The following is a 16729-nucleotide window of genomic DNA, read 5'->3' on the forward strand; positions in this document are numbered from 1 at the left end:
CCTGGCAAGTCAGCGATCAAGCGGCGCGACCACCAGATCGATCAGCCGGCTAAGTCCTTCGCTGTCCAGCGCGTCGAAGGAGAGCGCCATCGCCTCCATGTCGTCGGCCCGGTCCTTGCCGATCAAGCCATCGGTGAAGGTCACATATTTCTGATGAAACTCGTCCGCGCTCATCGGGTTGTCGCGGTCGCCTTTCGGCGTGCGCGGCTCCGACATGATTTCGCGGCCGTCCTTGAGATAGAGCGTCACGTCGGCCCAGCGCTTGCCGACGCTGATGCGAGTGTAGTGCTCGGTTTCGACCAACTCGGTGGCGTTGGAAATACGACGGATCTCTTCATCCTGCAGAACCTGCGGCAGTAGCTCCTGCGGTCCGATCTTGCCTCGCACGATCATCGTCGCGACCGGGAACGCGATCGAATAGCTCATCTCGTCCAGCGTCTTCGGATTGTGGCCGGCAAGCCGCACCGCATAGTGAAACGTCTGGATGCGCACGCGCGCGACATCCTTGCTCGACAGCTTGTTGTCGCGGATCAGATCGCGCGCGGCATCGATCGAGGGATGTGCCCAGCGACACACGGGGTAGGGTTTGTATGAGGTATCTTCGACGACACGCCAGGCCTGTCCGAGATCGCGCCACCAAGGCGCGGCGGCTTCCCCTTCTGCCGTGATCGCCGGTGCACCGGTGAAGCCGAGTTCCGCCATATAGGCCGCCATGACGCCCGATGGCGCGCCCCAGCCGACGCCGTCGCGCAGCATGGTCGGGAAATCGATGCAGCGCATCATCTGGCTGCGTGGACCGTGATATTCGGCGATGCCCGCGGCATGGCGCGTCTGCTCTTGGCTGAGCCCCAACAGCCGGGAAACACCGGCCGCCACGCCGACCGCGGTCCACGCCCCGGAGGTGTGGTAGTCGGGTACGGTGGCGTGAAGCGTCAGCCCGGCGCGATAGGCAACCTCGTAGGCGACGGCCAGCGCAATCATCAGGTCTTCGCCGGAGATAGCGGCGCCCGAGGCCCTGAGCGAATCCGCAACGGCGAGCAGGGCCGGAAACACCGCCGAGCCGGCGTGGCCTTTGCAGGGGCTGGTGGTGTCATGCCCGTCGATGGAATCGATGGTGAAGGCGCCGGCAAAGGCGGCGCCGGCCGGACTGACCGGGCGTCCGTCGAAGATCATCCGGGCCGCGCCGATTTCCGGCGACGAACGCCACAGGCGATCGGCAACCTTCCTGGTGATCGAAGAGATCTCTGTCGTTGAGCCCACCGCCGCCACGCCGAGCGTGTCGGCAAAACTGCGCCTGAGGATGGTGCGGACCTCTTCGGGGATGGCGTTGTATGTCAGGCTGGCGGCAAAGTCGGAAAAACGGATCACGTCGAAAACCTCCTGCAGTCTCAATAGGACAGGCGCCGCTTGAGCGTTCGTCGGCTGTTCAAGGTGGACACGGTCATGTTCGGGCCGAGATGGTCGACGCCAACTTTGACGTGGATGACCGCAGCTTTGCGGCTTGCCAGTGCGCGCTCGAATGCCGGCGCGAACTCGTCGGTTGCTTCCACCGTTTCGCCATGGCCGCCATAGCCGATCGCCACGGTGGCAAAGTCGGGATTGGTGAGGCCGGTGCCGGAGTTGCGGCCGGGAAAGGCGCGTTCCTGGTGCATGCGGATGGTGCCATAGGAGCCGTTGTCGACGATGATGAAGATCGGATCCAGGCCGTACTGGATCGCGGTGGCGAACTCCTGGCCGTTCATCAGGAAATCGCCGTCGCCGCCGACATAGATTGCGGGCGCGTCCTGGTCGGCGATCTTGGCGGCAACCGCCGCCGGCACGCCAAAGCCCATGGCGCCGCAGACCGGCGCCAGCCCGCCGCGAAACCGGCGATAGCGGAAATGGATGTTGGGCCAGTCGGACGCATTGCCGGCGCCGGTGGTCATGAAAGCGTCGGCCGGTAGCTGCTGGCTGAGGAAGCGCATGACCGCGCCCATATCGACCGGGCCGGGCTGCGGAACAAGCTCGAGCATGGCTTCGTAGCGGCGGCGCGCCGAGGCGCAAATCGCAGTGCGTGTGGGATGCTCCTTGCGTGGAATCAAGGTCAGGGCGGTGGCAAAGGCGTTGGGGTCGGCCTGCACCAGAAGATCGGCCTGGTAGAGCCGGCCAAGCTCCTCGGCGCCCGGGTGCACGTGGACCAGCCGGCAATGCGGGATCGGTGCTGGAATGAGCGAGAATTTCAGCGTCGTGCCGTCACCGAGACGGCTGCCGACGACAAGGATGAGATCGGCCTCTCGGCAATAGTCGTTGGGCATCGGCGTGCCGCCGAAACCAAGGTTGCCGATGTAGTGCGGATGGTCGTTTGGAAACAGGCCCTGGCGGCGGAAGCCGACAGCGACGGGAAGGCCGAGAGTTTCCGAAGCCTGGATGATGGCGTCGTGGCCGGCTTGCGTCCAGTTGGCGCCGCCAAGCAGCAGCAGCGGCCGCTTCGAGTGCGTGAGCAAGGTCTCGATCGTGACCATGTCGGAAGCCAATGGCGCGACAGGCGTCGCCATCGCCGGTTTCAGGTCGGGCGTGTCGCTTTCGGCCTTGAGAACATCTTCCGGCAGAACCAGAACCACGGGACCGGGTCGGCCGGAAATCGCGGTTCGCCAGGCCCGGTTGACATATTCGGGGATGCGCGACGGCCGATCGATTTCCGCCACCCATTTGCTCATCGGGCCGAAAACACGGCGGTAGTCGAGTTCCTGGAACGCCTCGCGGTCGCGATGCGCCGTCGGGATCTGGCCGACCAGCAAGATGAGCGGCGTCGAGCCCTGATAGGCGGCGTGCAGGCCGATCGCGGCATTCATCGCACCCGGACCGCGAGTGACGAAACAGACGCCCGCATCGCCGGTGGCGTCGGCGTAAGCCGTCGCCATGAAGCAGGCGCCGCCCTCTTGGCGACAGGTGAGGTAGCGGATGGCGTTGGCGTGCTGCCACAATGCGTCGAGCGCCGTCAGGTAACTCTCACCGGGAACGCCGAAGACCGCCTTGCAGTTGTTCTGCAAGAGCGCGCTGATGAGAATCTGACCGCCGTTTCGCAAGATCGCCCCGCTTTTCGCGCGACCGTAGGGGCGCGTCCGAAGCGTCTCAATCGAATAAAATTTCGATGCCGATGAATTTGATTGCGACCGGCGGCAAAGGTCAGGACCAAGCCCGTCACTCGACCCGAAGGCCTGTGCTGAGCGACAGCAGCCAAGCTTTGAAATGCTTGACCCGGGCGAGGGCGGCCGAGCGCTTCGGCGCGATGAAGTAGTAAGCGCCGCCGGTGGGTACGTCTTCAGCAAAGGGGGCGATCAGAGAACCTCGCTTCAACAGGAGGTCGCCATAAGGTCGCCGGTTCATCGCTACGCCCATGCCTTCGCTTGCGGCAAGCAAGGCGTGGGAGCGGGAGTCGAACATCAGTTTGGGTATCTGGTTCGAGCCGGGAACGCCCATCTTCTCGAACCAGAAATCCCATTCATGCGGCACGTATTCGCAGCCGATCAGCCGCCGCCCAAGCAGGTCCTCCGGCGTCTCGATCGGCCCGTTGTGGCGCAGATAGTCCGGTGAGACGACCGGCGCGATGACCTCGTCGATCAGCTTTTCGCACATGTGTTCCGCAGGTGCCGCCATGGCGTAGCGAATGTCGACGTCGATGCTGGAACCGGAGAACTCGATCTCATCCGGTTTGGTCATCAGCTTGACGGTGATCTCGGGATTGGAGGACAGAAAATCGTCCAGCTGCGGGATCAGCCACATCTGCGCCAGCGACTGGAACAGATGGATGGTCAGGCCGCCATTCTTGGTGACCTGCATCACCGACAGTGTGCTCGCCTCGATGCGGTCGAGCGCATCGCCCAGCCCTTCGAGATATTTCTCGCCGATTTCGGTGAGTTTCAGGCCGCTCTGCTCGCGCAGGAACAGCCTGGCGCTGACGAAGGTCTCGAGCGACTTGATCTGATGGCTGACGGCGGAACTCGAAATCAGCAGCTCTTCGGCGGCGTCGGCCAGGCTGCCGGCCCGTGCCGCCGCCTCGAAGGCCCGCAAGGCGGCAAAGGGAGGCAATCGCCTTGCCATTATTTTCGCAACTCCTCACCCACCGGAACCGACTGCTCCAGCGCGGCACCTATAGGGGTTTTCCGGAGGCGGTGGAAGATTTGGATTTTGGATATGGTGTCGTCACATCCGCATGCGCAGCCCTTGCGGGTCGTAGCGCGGTCCGTTGGATGCCGACGCAGCGCGGCGCTTGCCGTTGATCTCTACCTCGAAGCCGGCGCCGGTCTGGGCGACATGCGACTTGAGATAGCCGAGCGCCAGGCTTTCATGCGTCGCGTAGCCGTAGGCGCCCGACGTGACGTAGCCGACATAGGCATTGTCGCGGAACACCGGCTCGCCGCCGCTGCAATCGGCGTCGTCCGCGTCGACGGTCAGTGTGACAAAGCGCTCGACGGCGCCTTGCGCACGATGTCCGCGCGCCGCCTCTTCGCCGATGAAGCCCGAGCGTTTCCAATCGACGAAACGGTCCATGCCGGTCTCCATTACCGTGTAGTCCGGCGCGAGATCAAGGCCCCAGCTCTTGAAGGCCTTTTCGACACGCAGGCTGGCCAGCGCTCTGCTGCCGGCCGGCACCAGGCCAAGGTCGGCACCGGCCCGCAACAACGCATCGTAGAGGCCGGCCTGGTACATTGCGGGCGTGTAAATCTCGTAGCCGAGCTCGCCCGAAAACGAGACCCTGAGCACGACGGCGTCAGTCGCTGCCTCGATCTCCATGCGCCTGACCGACAGGAACGGAAACGCTTCATTTGACACGTCACTGTGCGTTACCTTGGCCAGAATCTGCCGCGCGCTCGGCCCGGCAAGCATCAGACCGCTCCAGCTGTCGGACAGGTTCTCGACCGATATGCCCGGTGTCTTGTGCGCATCGAACCAGCGCATGTGCTGACCCTGCATGGTGCCGGCGCCAAGCAGCAGATAGCTGCCGTCGTCGAGCTTCGAAACGGTCAGGTCGCCGGTCAGCCGGCCTTTTTCCGACAGCATCGGCGACAGTGCGACGGCGCCGGACCGCTCGGGGATCCGCCCCGCCAGCAGCCACCGCAGCCAGCCGGATGCGGCGTCGCCCGAGATCCGGTATTTGGCGAAGGTCGATATCTCGAACAGACCGGCGGCATTTCGCACCGCCTTGCATTCCTTGCCGACGGTGTTCCACCAGTTCTGGCGGGCATAGCCGAAAATGTCATGCTGCTCGTCGCTCTGGCGGGCAAACCAAAGCGGCTGCTCCCAGCCATTGTTGAAGCCGAAGACCGCACCCCTGGCCTTCTGCGCGGCGTAGGCCGGGAATGTCCGCAACGGCCGGCCGGCGGCGCATTCGAGATGAGGGTAGGGGCGTTCCTGCCGGTTCTCGTAATAATATTTGGTCCGCTCGAAGGTGAAGCGCTTGCCGGCCCAGCGGCCGAAGCGGGCGACATCCCAGAAATTCACGTCCATCTCCGGCTCGCCGTCGACGATCCATTCCGAGATCACCTTGCCGATGCCGGCGCCCTGGTTCAGGCCGCTCATCACGCCGCAGGCGCAGAAATAGTTCTTCAGCTCCGGGTGCGGCCCGAGCAAAGGTCCAAGGTCGGGCGAAAAGATCATCGGCCCGTTGATGACGCGCTTGATGCCGGCTTCACCCAGGCATGGCATGCGGTCCATCGCCACCTCGAAATTGCGATCCATGCGCGCCAGGTCGTTGGGCAGAAGCTCGTGGCCAAAATCGAGCGGCGTGCCATCGAAGGCCCAGTGATGGCAGGTGTTCTCATAGGCGCCGAGCAGGATGCCTTTGCCCTCCTGGCGCGAATAATAGCCGGCCTCGCTTTCGCCGATCGTCGGAAGTTCGTGGTCCATCGCCTCGATCTCGGGGATCGCATCGGTCACCAGATAATGATGCTCGACCGGCTGCAGCGGCAGCTTGATGCCGGCAAGTGCGCCGACTTCGCGCGCCCACAGGCCGGCGGCATTGACGACAAAGTCGGCATGGATGATGCCATCCGGCGTCTCGACATCCCAGCCGCCGTCGGCGCGCGGTGTCGTCGCGGTCACCGGCGTGTGGCGGTGGATTTTCGCGCCAAGCTTACGCGCGGCAGCAGCAAAGGCGTTGGTCGCCGATGACGGGTCAACGTGGCCCTTGATCGGTTCCCACAGCACCGCCTTGAGGCTTCTGGTGTCGAGGACCGGTGCGCGTTCCTTGGCTTCTTCGAAGGTGATCCATTCCGCCTCGACGCCGTTGCGCCGGGCACGGGCGCGGGCAATGGCCAACGTGGTGACCTCGTCGTTCGATGCCGCCAGATGCATGCCGCCGGTCGGGTGGTAGCCGACGGCCTGTCCGCTTTCCCGCTCGATCTCCGGATAGAGATTGATCGTGTAGACCTGCAGCCGTTGGGCATTGGAGGGTCTGGTCAGAGAGAACAAATTGCCGGCGGCGTGCCAGGTCGAGCCGGATGTCAGTTCCGAGCGCTCCAGCAGCACCACCTCCTTCCAGCCCTTCCTGGCCAGATGATAGAGGATGGCGCAGCCGGTTATCCCACCGCCGATCACCACCACGCGGGCATGTGTATCCATTCCGTCAGAATTCCACTTTTTGTTGTTGTTAAAGGGCGCTAGCGCAGCGCCTCCAGCTCGATCTTGCGCCGCGCGACGTAGTCCTCGAGCTCCTCGATCACCGCCGGATCGATGGCCGGCGCCTCATATTCGTTGACCATCTGCTTCCATATCCCGTTGGCGCGGCGGGCAGCGTCGGGGCTGCCCTTGTCCTGCCAGTTCTCGAAGTTCGACCAGTCGGAAACCAGTGGCTTGTAGAAGGCGTTCTCATAGCGGGCGAGCGTGTGCGCGGTGCCGAAAAAGTGGCCGCCAGGGCCGACTTCCTTGATCGAGTCCAGGCCGATCGTATCTTCATTGACGGTGAGCGGCGTCATCCAGGCGCACATCATGCGCACCATCTCGATGTCGAGGATGAACTTTTCGTAGGACCCGACCAAGCCGCCCTCCAGCCATCCGGCGCCGTGATTGAAGACGCTGGCATGGCCCGTCAGCGCGCCCCATAGCGACATCATGGATTCGTACGCCGCCTGCGCGTCGGGCGCGTTCGATGCGTTCACATTGGACGAGCGCCACGGCAAGCCATAGCGGCGCGCCATTTGGCCGGTGGCCTGGGCGCCGAGCGTGAATTCGGGTGTGCCGAAGGCCGGCGATCCGGTCTTCATGTCGGCATTGCAGATAAAGCCGCCGTAGATGTAAGGGCAACCGGGACGGATGATCTGAGTCAGCGCGCAGCAGGCCAGCGTCTCAGCATTCTGCATGACCAGCGCACCGGCAACCGTCGCCGGCGCCATCGCGCCTGCCAGGCCGAAGGGTGTCACGCAGACGACCTGTCCGAGCCTCGCATATTCGATGACGCCTTGCGCGATCTCGCCGTCGAGCACCAGCGGCGTGTTGGTGTTGGTGTTGACGAAGAACACAGGGTTGGCGGCAAGACCGTCCTCGTCTTCGCCGTACCAGATCTTGGCCATCTCGATGGCATCGCGGGCACGGTGGCGACCGATGGTCAGCGGCTTCCACGGCTTGTCCGACAGTTTGCAGCAGGCCAGGTAGAAGTCGAGATAGCGTGTGTCGGCCGGCAGGTCCTGGGCCTCGACGCTGGTGCCGCCCTCGATCTGCAGCACGTCTGTCATGTGCGTCATCTTCAGGAAATTTTCCTGATCGCGAAACGTGCCGGCGCGGCGGCCGTGATCGAGATCGGACACGAAAGGCGGGCCGCTGACCGCGGTGAAGGCGACCTGGCCTTGGCCCATGAAAAGCTTTTTTGCCGGGTCGCGGCCACGCACGGTGACGACCGCCGGCGCCTTGGCGACCAGCGCCAGCAGGCCCTCGCGATCGAAGACGACGCGTTCGGTGGCGTGGTCGACGGAAAAGCCTGCGCTGCCAAAGAGCTTGCGCGTCTCCTCGTCCTGGATGCGCATACCGACATCTTCGAGCACCGACATGGCGGCGTCGTGGATCGTCTCGACCTGCTCCTCTGTCAGAACCTCGATAGGGGCATGGGGATTGCGGAGCTGCAGCCACTCCCTGGAGAATTCCAGCCTGCCGTCGCGCACCCTGCGCACTCTGGCCGTCGTTCGCATGCCTGCCCCGCAGTGGTTCGATCTTCGGCCGCAAGTTGAGGAGCTTTGGCCACGAACGGCAATTGAAAACGCTTCAGCCGGCAATGAGTGAATTTCGTCGCTAGGCATATTGCCATACTCGCCTCGCGTCCCGCTCTTGGCGAATTCAGCAGCAAAAATCGCTCCACACAGGCGTCCTGATGCGCGGGGTTTCGTATCAGCCACTCATCTGCGCGTACGAGAACTTTTTCGATAGATGCCGCATCATCGCCGATTTATGCGAGGTCAAAATCGCATAAGATGCGGCGTGGAACTCGAACATTCCGCTCAGGGCAGGCGCGCGGCCGCAAACTGTGGTAGGTGCTCGTTGCACATATCTTGGTCGCCCAGAGTGCCTCGTTGAGGCCATGCCGGCAAAGGCGGAAAGATGTCGGCCTACACGCGTTGGCCCGTGGGCAAGGGCCGTAATTGCCCCTTGGCGTGCTCGGAGGTTAGGGCATGTGGAACGATGTCCCTATCGCAGTGTTAAAATGGCGAAAAGAGGGAGGCAGTACGGTGGCTGATCTCAAAGAGACGGCATTGGTCGGGCGGCTGGCGGCGCGGCACGGGTTGTCAAGGGACGCGGTAGAAACCGTGCTGCGTGCCCTGCGCTCGGGCGGCGGTTCCATGGCCCAGTTCAGCCATGCCGAATTCGGCGGCATGTCGCAGTGGTCATCAGGCATGACAATGGTCGGCGACATGTTCAACGATGCGCTAAGGGCGAAGCTGAACGCTGTGGCCACGGATCTCGCAGCTTATCTGCGGGAGAATCCTGAGGTCGCCCGTAATGAACCTGCCGAAGTGAGCTACAGATCGCAGCAGCAGGTAGCTAAAAGTTGGCCGAGCGGACTCGGCACGCCCTCATCGACAGGATCGCAGAACCATCTGCGCTACGCGATCTATCCCGACTCGCGGCGACTGGTCATCGAGGATGCCGGCCGGCGCACGATGTACGACACCGGCGATCACGTTATTTCGGGGATCGCCCAGGCGCAAAGTACGGATGCGACACTGACATTCCGCAGCCAGAACGGCCTTGTGCGGCTCTCGGAGCTGAAGAAGGTCGAGGCTTAAGGCGCGGCCCTACTAATGCCTCGCGGTGATGCTCGCGCCCCGCTCCATTCACCGCAGCGCGAGGCGCCTAAAGACGTCCTTCTTCGCCTCTTTTCGGTTCCGCCGCCGCTCCGTCTGCGGCCCGTTCGAGCGCAACCATTTTCTTGACCAGGGCCAGCAGGTCGCGCTTGGTGCCGTGCGGCAGAGACACGACCTGTTGGGCGAGTTCCATGGTGTCGCGCGCTTCCTCCGGGGTGCGGCCCCATAAATGCGGGGCAGCGCTGAACAGCATTTCCATCGGCATGAACCCGAGGATTTCGCAAAGGTGGATCATGCGGGTGACGTGCATTTTTGAGAATGCGCGTTCATAGCGGCCATAAACCTGCATCGAAAGGCCAAGCAAGGGCGCGAGCTCGGCGCGCGTCAGATCCTTGTTCTCGCGCGCCTTGCGGATGAAGGTGGCGATTCTTTCATCGATCTCGCCGAGGGTTTTGATGCCTTCGAACCCCGGGCGGCGGAAGACAGGTTTATCGATCTCGGGATCGATCGTCTCAACCAATTCCATTTTGTTTTTATAGGCGTCCATATCCTTATGCACGTCCTCTCCCTTCTTGCTTCTTTCCAGTCGCGGACAGGGCGACGACCTCAATCAAACATTCAAAACGGGATTGACCCAAGTAGGCCCCGGCACTCTCTTGCACCGCGATAAGCGGGGAGGCAGGACAGCGCTTTCGCTACTCGCAAATAAGCAACCATCAGGGCCGTGCTGCGCTCGCCTTGCATGGTTCTTTCCAGCGGAAGCCTGCATTCACAACGCCCTTGAGCTGGCGCGGGGACAGGCACAGCCCGCTGAGAGAAAATCAGCGCGCCCTGGCTGCAACCATTCGCCAAGCACCCGGCTTTCCCTGGAACACAGCTTCGACAAGTTTTTCCCCATCGACCCACCCCAGATGCGCGTTCGCACGCGACAGAATCTTTGCCAATACTAATACATCGCTTCACGGTAACCGTCGATCCAGTGCCGTGCATTGAGATATCCCAATTGGATAAGCGAAACAGCTCGCCTTTGGCGGTTTCGTCAGATGGCCGGATGGCCGCTGTGACAGCGGATTCCATAAGCCCGTTCAATGGAGAAGTGGCTTTTGAGCCTTCACCAAAGTCGAAGCCTCGGCGACCGATCAACGGTGCGGCGTAGATGCCAATAAGGATACCGATCGTAATCCCGAGCAGAAGGCTTCGACCGCTCACGGATCAATAGCCGTTGTCTCGGAGAAACTGGTCGATGGCGGCCTTTATGATCACCGTCATCTTGATGTCGTTGTCGAAGGCGGCCTTTTGCAGTCGCATCTTGGTGTCGTAGTCCAGCGGGCAATTGACGTAGTGCTTGGCTTCTCGCGTGTGCGCTCGTTTCAGGTCGCGCAGGCGATAGCGTCCCTCCTCCTGAGCCAAAGCACGTTCGATCGCCTTGCTCTTGCGCTCTTCCCCGCTCGGGTTCGGCAGACTGCGCCGCGGCCGTTCTCTTGTCGCATCCGCTTCTGAAGCCGGCGCCGCTGTTGGTTCCGGTACAGCCGTTCGCGCCTCCGCCTCTTCCGACACAGAGGCTGGCTTCATTGTGGCTTTGGATGTTTCCGGCTTCGGCCGTCGCGGTGCGATCGGAAAGTCAGAGACGGATAGTTTGCCTGGCTTAGACATTTCCCACCCTTTCCCGGTTTGCCGCGATATGGCGATCGAGCTCGGACACAAACGCCGCGACCTCCGCGCGACCCTTCATGACCGGGTCGGTCAGGTCGAGCATCTGCAAGGTGCCGAGGCCGTTACGAATTTCGCGGTAGCAATTTCTTTCGGTGAGCTCGGTTTCCATCAGCGTCGATTCATAGCCATTGTCGCGAAGATTGGTGATGAACGGACGGATCAGCCTGTAAGCCTCGAGAACGCGGCCCGGCAAGGCGATGCGTGTCACCACGTTGACGTGGGGAATCGTACGCCCCTCCCTATCGCCAATATCCGCCGTGATGGTGGCGGCTTCGCCGGCCGCCTTGATTTCATCCTGGTTCGGCTGAATTGGCGTCAGCACCAGGTCCGAGTTGCGGATGATCGTGTCGCGGATGACGCTGTCGACACCCGGTGAGTCCATCAGGATTACGTCGTAGACGCCGTCCTGTTCGGCGAGCGCGGTTTCAATGCTTCGCTGGGTTGCCGCGCTGAGCAGCTCGATGTTGGCCGGAAGATTGTCCTTGGCCTCACATCGCTTCCACCATTCGGCGAGGTTCTGGCGCGGATCGGCGTCGATCAGAAGAACCTTCTTTCCATGAATAGCGTACTCGCCGGCAACGAGGATAATGACCGTCGTCTTCCCGGCGCCGCCTTTTCCGCTGATCGCACAAATTCTTCGAGGCATATCTGATCCCGCTTTTGCCGTCTCCAAAGCTTGAACGCGGCAGGCCGTCGCCACGCTCATGCCTCCTCTTGAGCAACAGCATTTCCAAACGAAGTGAATGCGAAACCTCGCATTGCGTGTTCACCACGATGCGATCGCGCCTCACCTAGCGTGTGATACTTCAATCACATTTTAATTTCACATCATAACGTCGTCGCATGTGAACACATCGTGTGAAACAAGTCGTGTGAAACGAGATCAACCGCGCGCTGCCGCTTGAGTGATCCTGGAAGTCTCGACTGTCGCCCAATTCCCCTGGTTGACCGATGAAGTCGCCACCGGCCCTTCCCGCTGCTTTTGTGGTGAACCCCGGAGCCGCGCGAAGGTCGTCTGTGACGCTCGCACGCAGTCCGCCAGGGCGAAGAGCGGAGCGTCCCTTGCGGGCGAGTACGAGGGGCACACAAAGGCCGACAAAGCGGTCCTGGAGGTGAACCCTGGAGAGCGTTTTAGCGTTTGATGGGCAGCGGCCTTCGTCCGCTGCCCATGGTCGCGATAAAGTCGAGCGATGTGTGGGTCGCTCCAAGTTTTCCTCTGTTGAGTGAGAATTTCACGTCTATTGATGGTGGCAGGATACGGAAAAATGTGCGACATTTTTCCCGACGATCGAGGAACCAGCCCTCGATGCCTGCCGCAAGCGCCAGAGAGGGGGCCCAAGGCCAATGGACGACGCGAAATTCGAGGTCCGGCTCGAGCCGGACCGGAAGGGTCGGATGGTGCATGCCCGCGTCAGCGCGGACGAATATGCAGCGATCGAAAAGGCCGCGAAGGCGGCCGACATGACGGTTTCGGGATTTTTCCGGTCGCTGATCCTCGAAGGCGCCGGCGTACGACCGATCCTGACTAAGGATGATCGGCTCGTCATGGCGCTGCTGCTGGAGGACATGCGCGCGATCGGCGTGAACCTGAACCAGGTGGCGCGATCAATAAACAGCGGCAAGAGCGTTCACCCGAGCGAGCTCGACATCAATCTTGGCAACGTGCAGCGCGTCCAAGCGGCCGTTTTGACGGAGCTGCGATCGCTATCGAAACGTGCCGGTCACAAGCGGCGAGGGGAGGCGTAGTTGGAAATTTTCTTCGGCGCCTTCACCAGCGAATGGGAGCAGCGGCGCGCGGCGTTGCTGCATGAGTTGTCGCTTGGTGGAAAGCGGCGGTCGGCCGGGGAAGAAATGCGGCGGCGGCTGAAGGCCCTGGCAGAGCTAGGCGGCGGCGGTGGTGTTGGTGGCGGCGGAGGCAGCCAGCCGAAAATGCGGCGGACGGCCGACAGGCCGATCTTCGCGGCCGAGACGCGGGCAGCAGCGGCGTCCCGTCCAATAGAAGCGCGGCTTGCGGCGGTTGCCCAAGGCAGCCAGCCCGCGGTTGTCAAAATGGCATCCTATGGCGCCGGCGCGAGGGTAGGGGCGATGCTGAATTATGTGTCGCGCGGCGGCGAGCTCGCCGTCGAGAACGAGAACGGCGAGCGCATCAGCAGCCGCGAGGATCTGGCGCGGTTGCGGGGAGACTGGAACCATCTGTTCCAGAACCGTGCAGAGAGCCGCGATATAGGCAGCTTCACCGTGGAGATTGCGACTGCGGCGGTTTCGTCAGACGAGTCGATGCATGAGCTGGTCAGGAACAGTTTGAAGGGCGCGTTCGGCGATCGCCGCTATGCTTACGCTGTCACGCGCCAGGCCGACGGCGCGCTGACGGTTCAAGGTGCGGTCGTTCTCAGAAGCGCGCAGGGGGAGCGGCTGACTGGCGACGACAAGGCCGCCAGCATTGTTCAGGCGCGCTACGACGCCACTGCGGCCGCGCAAGGGACAGAAGCACGGTTCTCGTTCCTAGGCTACGGCAACGGTGTCGAGTATGGCGCCAGCAAATTGCGGAGCCTGGTCGAACGTCATGACGGCAACGTTCGCGACGACCGCGGCCAAGTCCTCGGTGACGAAAAACATGCTGGCGATCTGGTGCAAAAGGAATGGCGCGGTGATCTGCACAGCCGCAAAGGCCGCGACGTGATGCACCTGATCATGTCGGCCCGGGCCGGCACGAATGTCGAGGCGTTTGAAAACGCTGCACGCGACTTCCTTGCCGAGCAGTTCGCCGGCCATCGCTACGTGTTTGCCATGCATGATCCGGCCAATGATCCGAAGGAAGAAGGGGAGGGAGGCAAGCGGCCGCATGTCCACGCGCACGCGATCATCACGATGCGATCGGAATCGGGTGATCGGATCGAGACGACCCCGCAGGTGTTTCGGGAGTGGCGGGCCACAATGGCGCAAATGGCCCGGGCGCAGGGAATAGCGATGGAGATGACCGATCGTCGCGAGTTCGCCAGTCCGCCCGCCTTTACCCGCAATCAGGTGAGGCCGGTGAGCAGGGAAGGGCGGACCGAGCACGTCGGGACCAGCGAGGCGGCGCAGGGACGGTACGACGCCAAGCGGGGCGGACGGCGCAGTCTGGCGAAGGCCGAGAGAAGCCGGGAGTATGCCATAAAGGCAACGCAGAGTTGGAAGAAAATTGCGCTCGCCAGCGGTGATCGGCGTGTTGTCGCTTATGCAGAACAGCAGCGAGATCATTTGACGGCAAGCCTTTCAGCAGGTCAGACGGAAGCTACACCCAATGTGGTGCATGCAGATTTCGGATCAAAATTCCGCACCAATCTGGTAACCTTGCAGAAAGTCGTTTTGGAGGGCCAGGAAATGCGCGAGACAACGCGGGCAGAGTTTGAAGCCTATGAAAAGAAGGTCGAGACGGCCTTGTTCCGGCTGGAGCGGAGCGTCGGTCCGGACGAGGGAAACGACTTTGATGAAGTCGCGTCTGTTGCTCGCGAGCATGTGAACGGCCGGCGCGAGCTGATGGAGCTTTACGAGCTGAAGGGCCAGGCACAGGCGGAGCAGGGGGCTGCGACCGAGCCAGACGAGCGCGGCAAGCGTCGCGACGATGCGAATGAACGGCGGGATGCGGCAGGCGCCAAACACGGTGAGGCGGTTGTCGAGGCGGCAAATGACATTCTTATGGACATCGAAACCAGTCGCGAGGGTTTGGATAGAATTGAGGCCGGTGAGCTTTCCAACGATCCAAGGGTATTGCGAGCTGATATTGAGCGCGGACTGGCTCGCGCGGCAGAGCTTGCCGTCCAGGGCAACACCTATATGCGCGAGGTAGCCGAGAAAGATCCGGAGCTCAAGCGCGCCATCGAGGCGGCAGAGCAGACCGAAGAGCGGCCGGCACAAGAGCAGGGCAAAACCCCTGCCAACGTCGATGCCGTGACCGAACAGCAGCGAGATCCTCGCCCCGAGGAGGCCGGGCGTCGGCCGGACGAACCGGCCGAGCAGGCTCACGAACTGGCGTCGACCGCAGATGCTACAGATCGGCTGCAGGACAAGTCGAACAGGGACAAGGAGGCCGCACAACGCGGCGGTGAAACGACGCGGAGCGATCCGGCGCAACAGCACATTCCTCGCCTCGAGGAGCTGGAGCGCGAGGAACTAGAAAGAAGGGAACGCGACCGCGGCGACCGGGACCGTTAGAGGACCATGTTCAATCGACAGGATTACGTTTACCAGAGCAACGACCCGAAAGGTGACGAGGGATTTGGCAAGCTATTTGGTATCGTCATCTGTTTCGTTTTCTTCCTGGGTGCAGTGCAGGTTGCCTATGAAACGGTGTCTGGCTGGTACCAAAGCTTCATGCAGTGGAGCAGCGAAATGTTGGCTTTTTTGGGCGGCTTGTGGCCGTTCTGATAGTTACAGGCCCCCTGGCGCTCAAGTCTTGTGCAAGGATAAGAAAATGGCAGACGAACTGAACCGGAATCCGACTGCTGACGAAATCGCCGGTATGCAGTGGTGGAATTCACTTACCGAGGCTGAGCGCGCGGACTGGCTGGCCCGGGCGGATTCGGCAGTGCCCGCCGAGGCTTGGGCAGCCTATAAACGTCAAGGGCGGCTCGATCTAAAACCTGCTGCAGGGATCCACTAATATAGACCAAGGAAAAATCCGAGTGAGGCTGCTGACGTTCGCCGTACGCAGCGCATAAAGTGACACCGCGGAAATTGAAAATCTGCAGCGATGCGCCGAGTACAGCGACGGGCTGCAATTCCAGGAAAAGTGCGAAGCGGTTTTCCGTCCGGAATTGCGTAAAAACAAATGCTTAGTGCGGGTCGACGGTTCTATCAAAAGCTGAACCGCTTGTCTTATGACTTTCCGTCGTTTCGAGGCCAGAGTGGGGTTGCCGCCTGCGGGCGTCACCACAGAGCCGCCGCGCCGAGACCGAGAACCGTCCAACGAACTGCGGGCACTGATTAAGGCGCACAAGGCAGCACACGCGGCGTTCTGCAAGGCCGTCCAGGAAATGGGCGGCAGCAGCCGCGACTACGACAGCGCCAGCCGAGCTGAGGAAAGGGCGCTGCTGGCGATCTGCTGCCTGTCCTGCGGTCAGGGAAGGCGATCGCCTCGCCAAGGTCCGATACCTTTTAGAGATCGAGGCGCGCGGCGAACTCGACCTGCCAGGGCACATGCAGGCTCTTCTCCGCTCGACGATATGGAAGGGATAGAACCGACCGCGCGTGGCCGATCAGATACCATCAGATCACTCGAAGCTCACCGGCTGACGTCTTTCCGGTACGTTTGTCCTGCACCAGTTCGTAGTTGACCTTCTGGCCATCGTTGAGGCCCCGCAAGCCGGCCTGCTCAACAGCGGAAATATGCACGAACACATCCGGGCCGCCCTGATCAGGCTGAATGAAACCAAAACCCTTTTGCGAATTGAACCATTTTACCGTTCCGGTAGCCATAGAGCGCCCCTTTTCTGACAGGATGACCGCGTACTGATCCCTGGGCGTTTAGCGGCACGATCAGTAGGCCAAGCATATCCATGACGGTCACCCATTGCCACCACGGAAAGTGCACCGGATGTCGCCCCGCGGTAGTGTCTCAGTTTGCCAAAGCGCCCCAGCCCCCGACCGTCGGGCCGCTGGACCCGGACTCTACTTCCGCACGATCCATTCCAGCAAGTCGGGATCGACCTTCGCTATGCCGGTGAAATCTCGGACCATTTGTGAGGCATATTCCCGCCATCGATCTT

14 protein-coding genes are annotated in these 16729 nt (G+C 62.0%); 5 read left to right on the plus strand and 9 right to left on the minus strand.

Annotated features, from left to right (window positions below):
* Positions 1 to 9: 9 nt before the first annotated feature.
* From ACSQ3Z_RS33965 to ACSQ3Z_RS33985, 5 genes are all read right to left on the minus strand, one after another.
* The gene (locus ACSQ3Z_RS33965) at positions 10 to 1368 is read right to left on the minus strand and encodes an MmgE/PrpD family protein (RefSeq protein ID WP_436175505.1); all 1359 of its coding nucleotides are present in this window, start codon (positions 1366 to 1368) and stop codon (positions 10 to 12) included.
* A 20-nt stretch (positions 1369 to 1388) separates the two neighbouring features.
* Positions 1389 to 3065, minus strand: coding sequence for a thiamine pyrophosphate-dependent enzyme (locus tag ACSQ3Z_RS33970; protein WP_436175506.1), 1677 nt, complete (start codon positions 3063 to 3065; stop codon positions 1389 to 1391).
* A gap of 115 nt (positions 3066 to 3180) precedes the next feature.
* Positions 3181 to 4080: a LysR substrate-binding domain-containing protein gene (locus ACSQ3Z_RS33975; protein ID WP_436175507.1), complete on the minus strand. Its 900-nt coding sequence runs from the start codon at positions 4078 to 4080 to the stop codon at positions 3181 to 3183.
* A 102-nt stretch (positions 4081 to 4182) separates the two neighbouring features.
* Complete coding sequence (locus ACSQ3Z_RS33980) at positions 4183 to 6600, minus strand: FAD-dependent oxidoreductase (RefSeq protein WP_436175508.1); 2418 nt, start codon at positions 6598 to 6600, stop codon at positions 4183 to 4185.
* 38 nt (positions 6601 to 6638) lie between these two features.
* Positions 6639 to 8159 carry a trimethylamine methyltransferase family protein gene (locus ACSQ3Z_RS33985; RefSeq protein WP_436175509.1) on the minus strand — a complete coding sequence of 507 codons (1521 nt, stop codon included), beginning with the start codon at positions 8157 to 8159 and terminating at the stop codon, positions 6639 to 6641.
* Between the two features lie 534 nt (positions 8160 to 8693).
* Here ACSQ3Z_RS33985 and ACSQ3Z_RS33990 point away from each other — a divergent pair.
* Complete coding sequence (locus ACSQ3Z_RS33990) at positions 8694 to 9251, plus strand: hypothetical protein (protein WP_436175510.1); 558 nt, start codon at positions 8694 to 8696, stop codon at positions 9249 to 9251.
* 67 nt (positions 9252 to 9318) lie between these two features.
* Here ACSQ3Z_RS33990 and ACSQ3Z_RS33995 read toward each other — a convergent pair whose 3' ends face one another.
* From ACSQ3Z_RS33995 to ACSQ3Z_RS34005, 3 genes are all read right to left on the minus strand, one after another.
* Positions 9319 to 9816, minus strand: coding sequence for a helix-turn-helix transcriptional regulator (locus tag ACSQ3Z_RS33995; protein WP_436175511.1), 498 nt, complete (start codon positions 9814 to 9816; stop codon positions 9319 to 9321).
* A gap of 665 nt (positions 9817 to 10481) precedes the next feature.
* Entirely contained in the window at positions 10482 to 10826 is a 345-nt protein-coding gene (locus tag ACSQ3Z_RS34000; RefSeq protein WP_436175512.1) for a hypothetical protein, read from the minus strand.
* An 88-nt stretch (positions 10827 to 10914) separates the two neighbouring features.
* Positions 10915 to 11628, minus strand: coding sequence for a ParA family protein (locus tag ACSQ3Z_RS34005; RefSeq protein ID WP_436175670.1), 714 nt, complete (start codon positions 11626 to 11628; stop codon positions 10915 to 10917).
* A gap of 698 nt (positions 11629 to 12326) precedes the next feature.
* Here ACSQ3Z_RS34005 and ACSQ3Z_RS34010 point away from each other — a divergent pair.
* Genes ACSQ3Z_RS34010 through ACSQ3Z_RS34025 form a run of 4 tightly spaced genes read left to right on the plus strand, consistent with a single transcriptional unit; the run spans position 12327 to position 15624 of the window.
* Complete coding sequence (locus ACSQ3Z_RS34010) at positions 12327 to 12728, plus strand: MobC family plasmid mobilization relaxosome protein (protein WP_436175513.1); 402 nt, start codon at positions 12327 to 12329, stop codon at positions 12726 to 12728.
* Complete coding sequence (locus ACSQ3Z_RS34015; protein WP_436175514.1) at positions 12729 to 15176, plus strand: relaxase/mobilization nuclease domain-containing protein; 2448 nt, start codon at positions 12729 to 12731, stop codon at positions 15174 to 15176. It abuts the gene before it with no gap.
* Between the two features lie 6 nt (positions 15177 to 15182).
* A complete protein-coding gene (locus ACSQ3Z_RS34020; protein ID WP_436175515.1) occupies positions 15183 to 15389 on the plus strand; it encodes a hypothetical protein in 207 nt (68 codons plus the stop codon).
* A gap of 46 nt (positions 15390 to 15435) precedes the next feature.
* Positions 15436 to 15624, plus strand: a complete 189-nt coding sequence (locus tag ACSQ3Z_RS34025) for a hypothetical protein (RefSeq protein ID WP_436175516.1) — start codon at positions 15436 to 15438, stop codon at positions 15622 to 15624.
* A 605-nt stretch (positions 15625 to 16229) separates the two neighbouring features.
* Here ACSQ3Z_RS34025 and ACSQ3Z_RS34030 read toward each other — a convergent pair.
* Entirely contained in the window at positions 16230 to 16439 is a 210-nt protein-coding gene (locus ACSQ3Z_RS34030) for a cold-shock protein (protein ID WP_436175517.1), read from the minus strand.
* Between the last annotated feature and the right edge of the window lie 290 nt (positions 16440 to 16729).

Source organism: Mesorhizobium sp. LjNodule214 (genome assembly GCF_964252735.1).
Taxonomy (GTDB): domain Bacteria; phylum Pseudomonadota; class Alphaproteobacteria; order Rhizobiales; family Rhizobiaceae; genus Mesorhizobium.

What these genes read in the sequence shown, in the direction of transcription:
- ACSQ3Z_RS33980 (WP_436175508.1), bottom strand. Translation starts at nt 6,600, where the DNA reads ATGGATACACATGCCCGCGTGGTGGTGATCGGCGGTGGGATAACCGGC.
- ACSQ3Z_RS34025 (WP_436175516.1), top strand. Translation starts at nt 15,436, where the DNA reads ATGGCAGACGAACTGAACCGGAATCCGACTGCTGACGAAATCGCCGGT.
- ACSQ3Z_RS34005 (WP_436175670.1), bottom strand. Translation starts at nt 11,628, where the DNA reads ATGCCTCGAAGAATTTGTGCGATCAGCGGAAAAGGCGGCGCCGGGAAG.
- ACSQ3Z_RS34020 (WP_436175515.1), top strand. Translation starts at nt 15,183, where the DNA reads ATGTTCAATCGACAGGATTACGTTTACCAGAGCAACGACCCGAAAGGT.
- ACSQ3Z_RS34030 (WP_436175517.1), bottom strand. Translation starts at nt 16,439, where the DNA reads ATGGCTACCGGAACGGTAAAATGGTTCAATTCGCAAAAGGGTTTTGGT.
- ACSQ3Z_RS33995 (WP_436175511.1), bottom strand. Translation starts at nt 9,816, where the DNA reads ATGGACGCCTATAAAAACAAAATGGAATTGGTTGAGACGATCGATCCC.
- ACSQ3Z_RS33985 (WP_436175509.1), bottom strand. Translation starts at nt 8,159, where the DNA reads ATGCGAACGACGGCCAGAGTGCGCAGGGTGCGCGACGGCAGGCTGGAA.
- ACSQ3Z_RS33975 (WP_436175507.1), bottom strand. Translation starts at nt 4,080, where the DNA reads ATGGCAAGGCGATTGCCTCCCTTTGCCGCCTTGCGGGCCTTCGAGGCG.
- ACSQ3Z_RS34010 (WP_436175513.1), top strand. Translation starts at nt 12,327, where the DNA reads ATGGACGACGCGAAATTCGAGGTCCGGCTCGAGCCGGACCGGAAGGGT.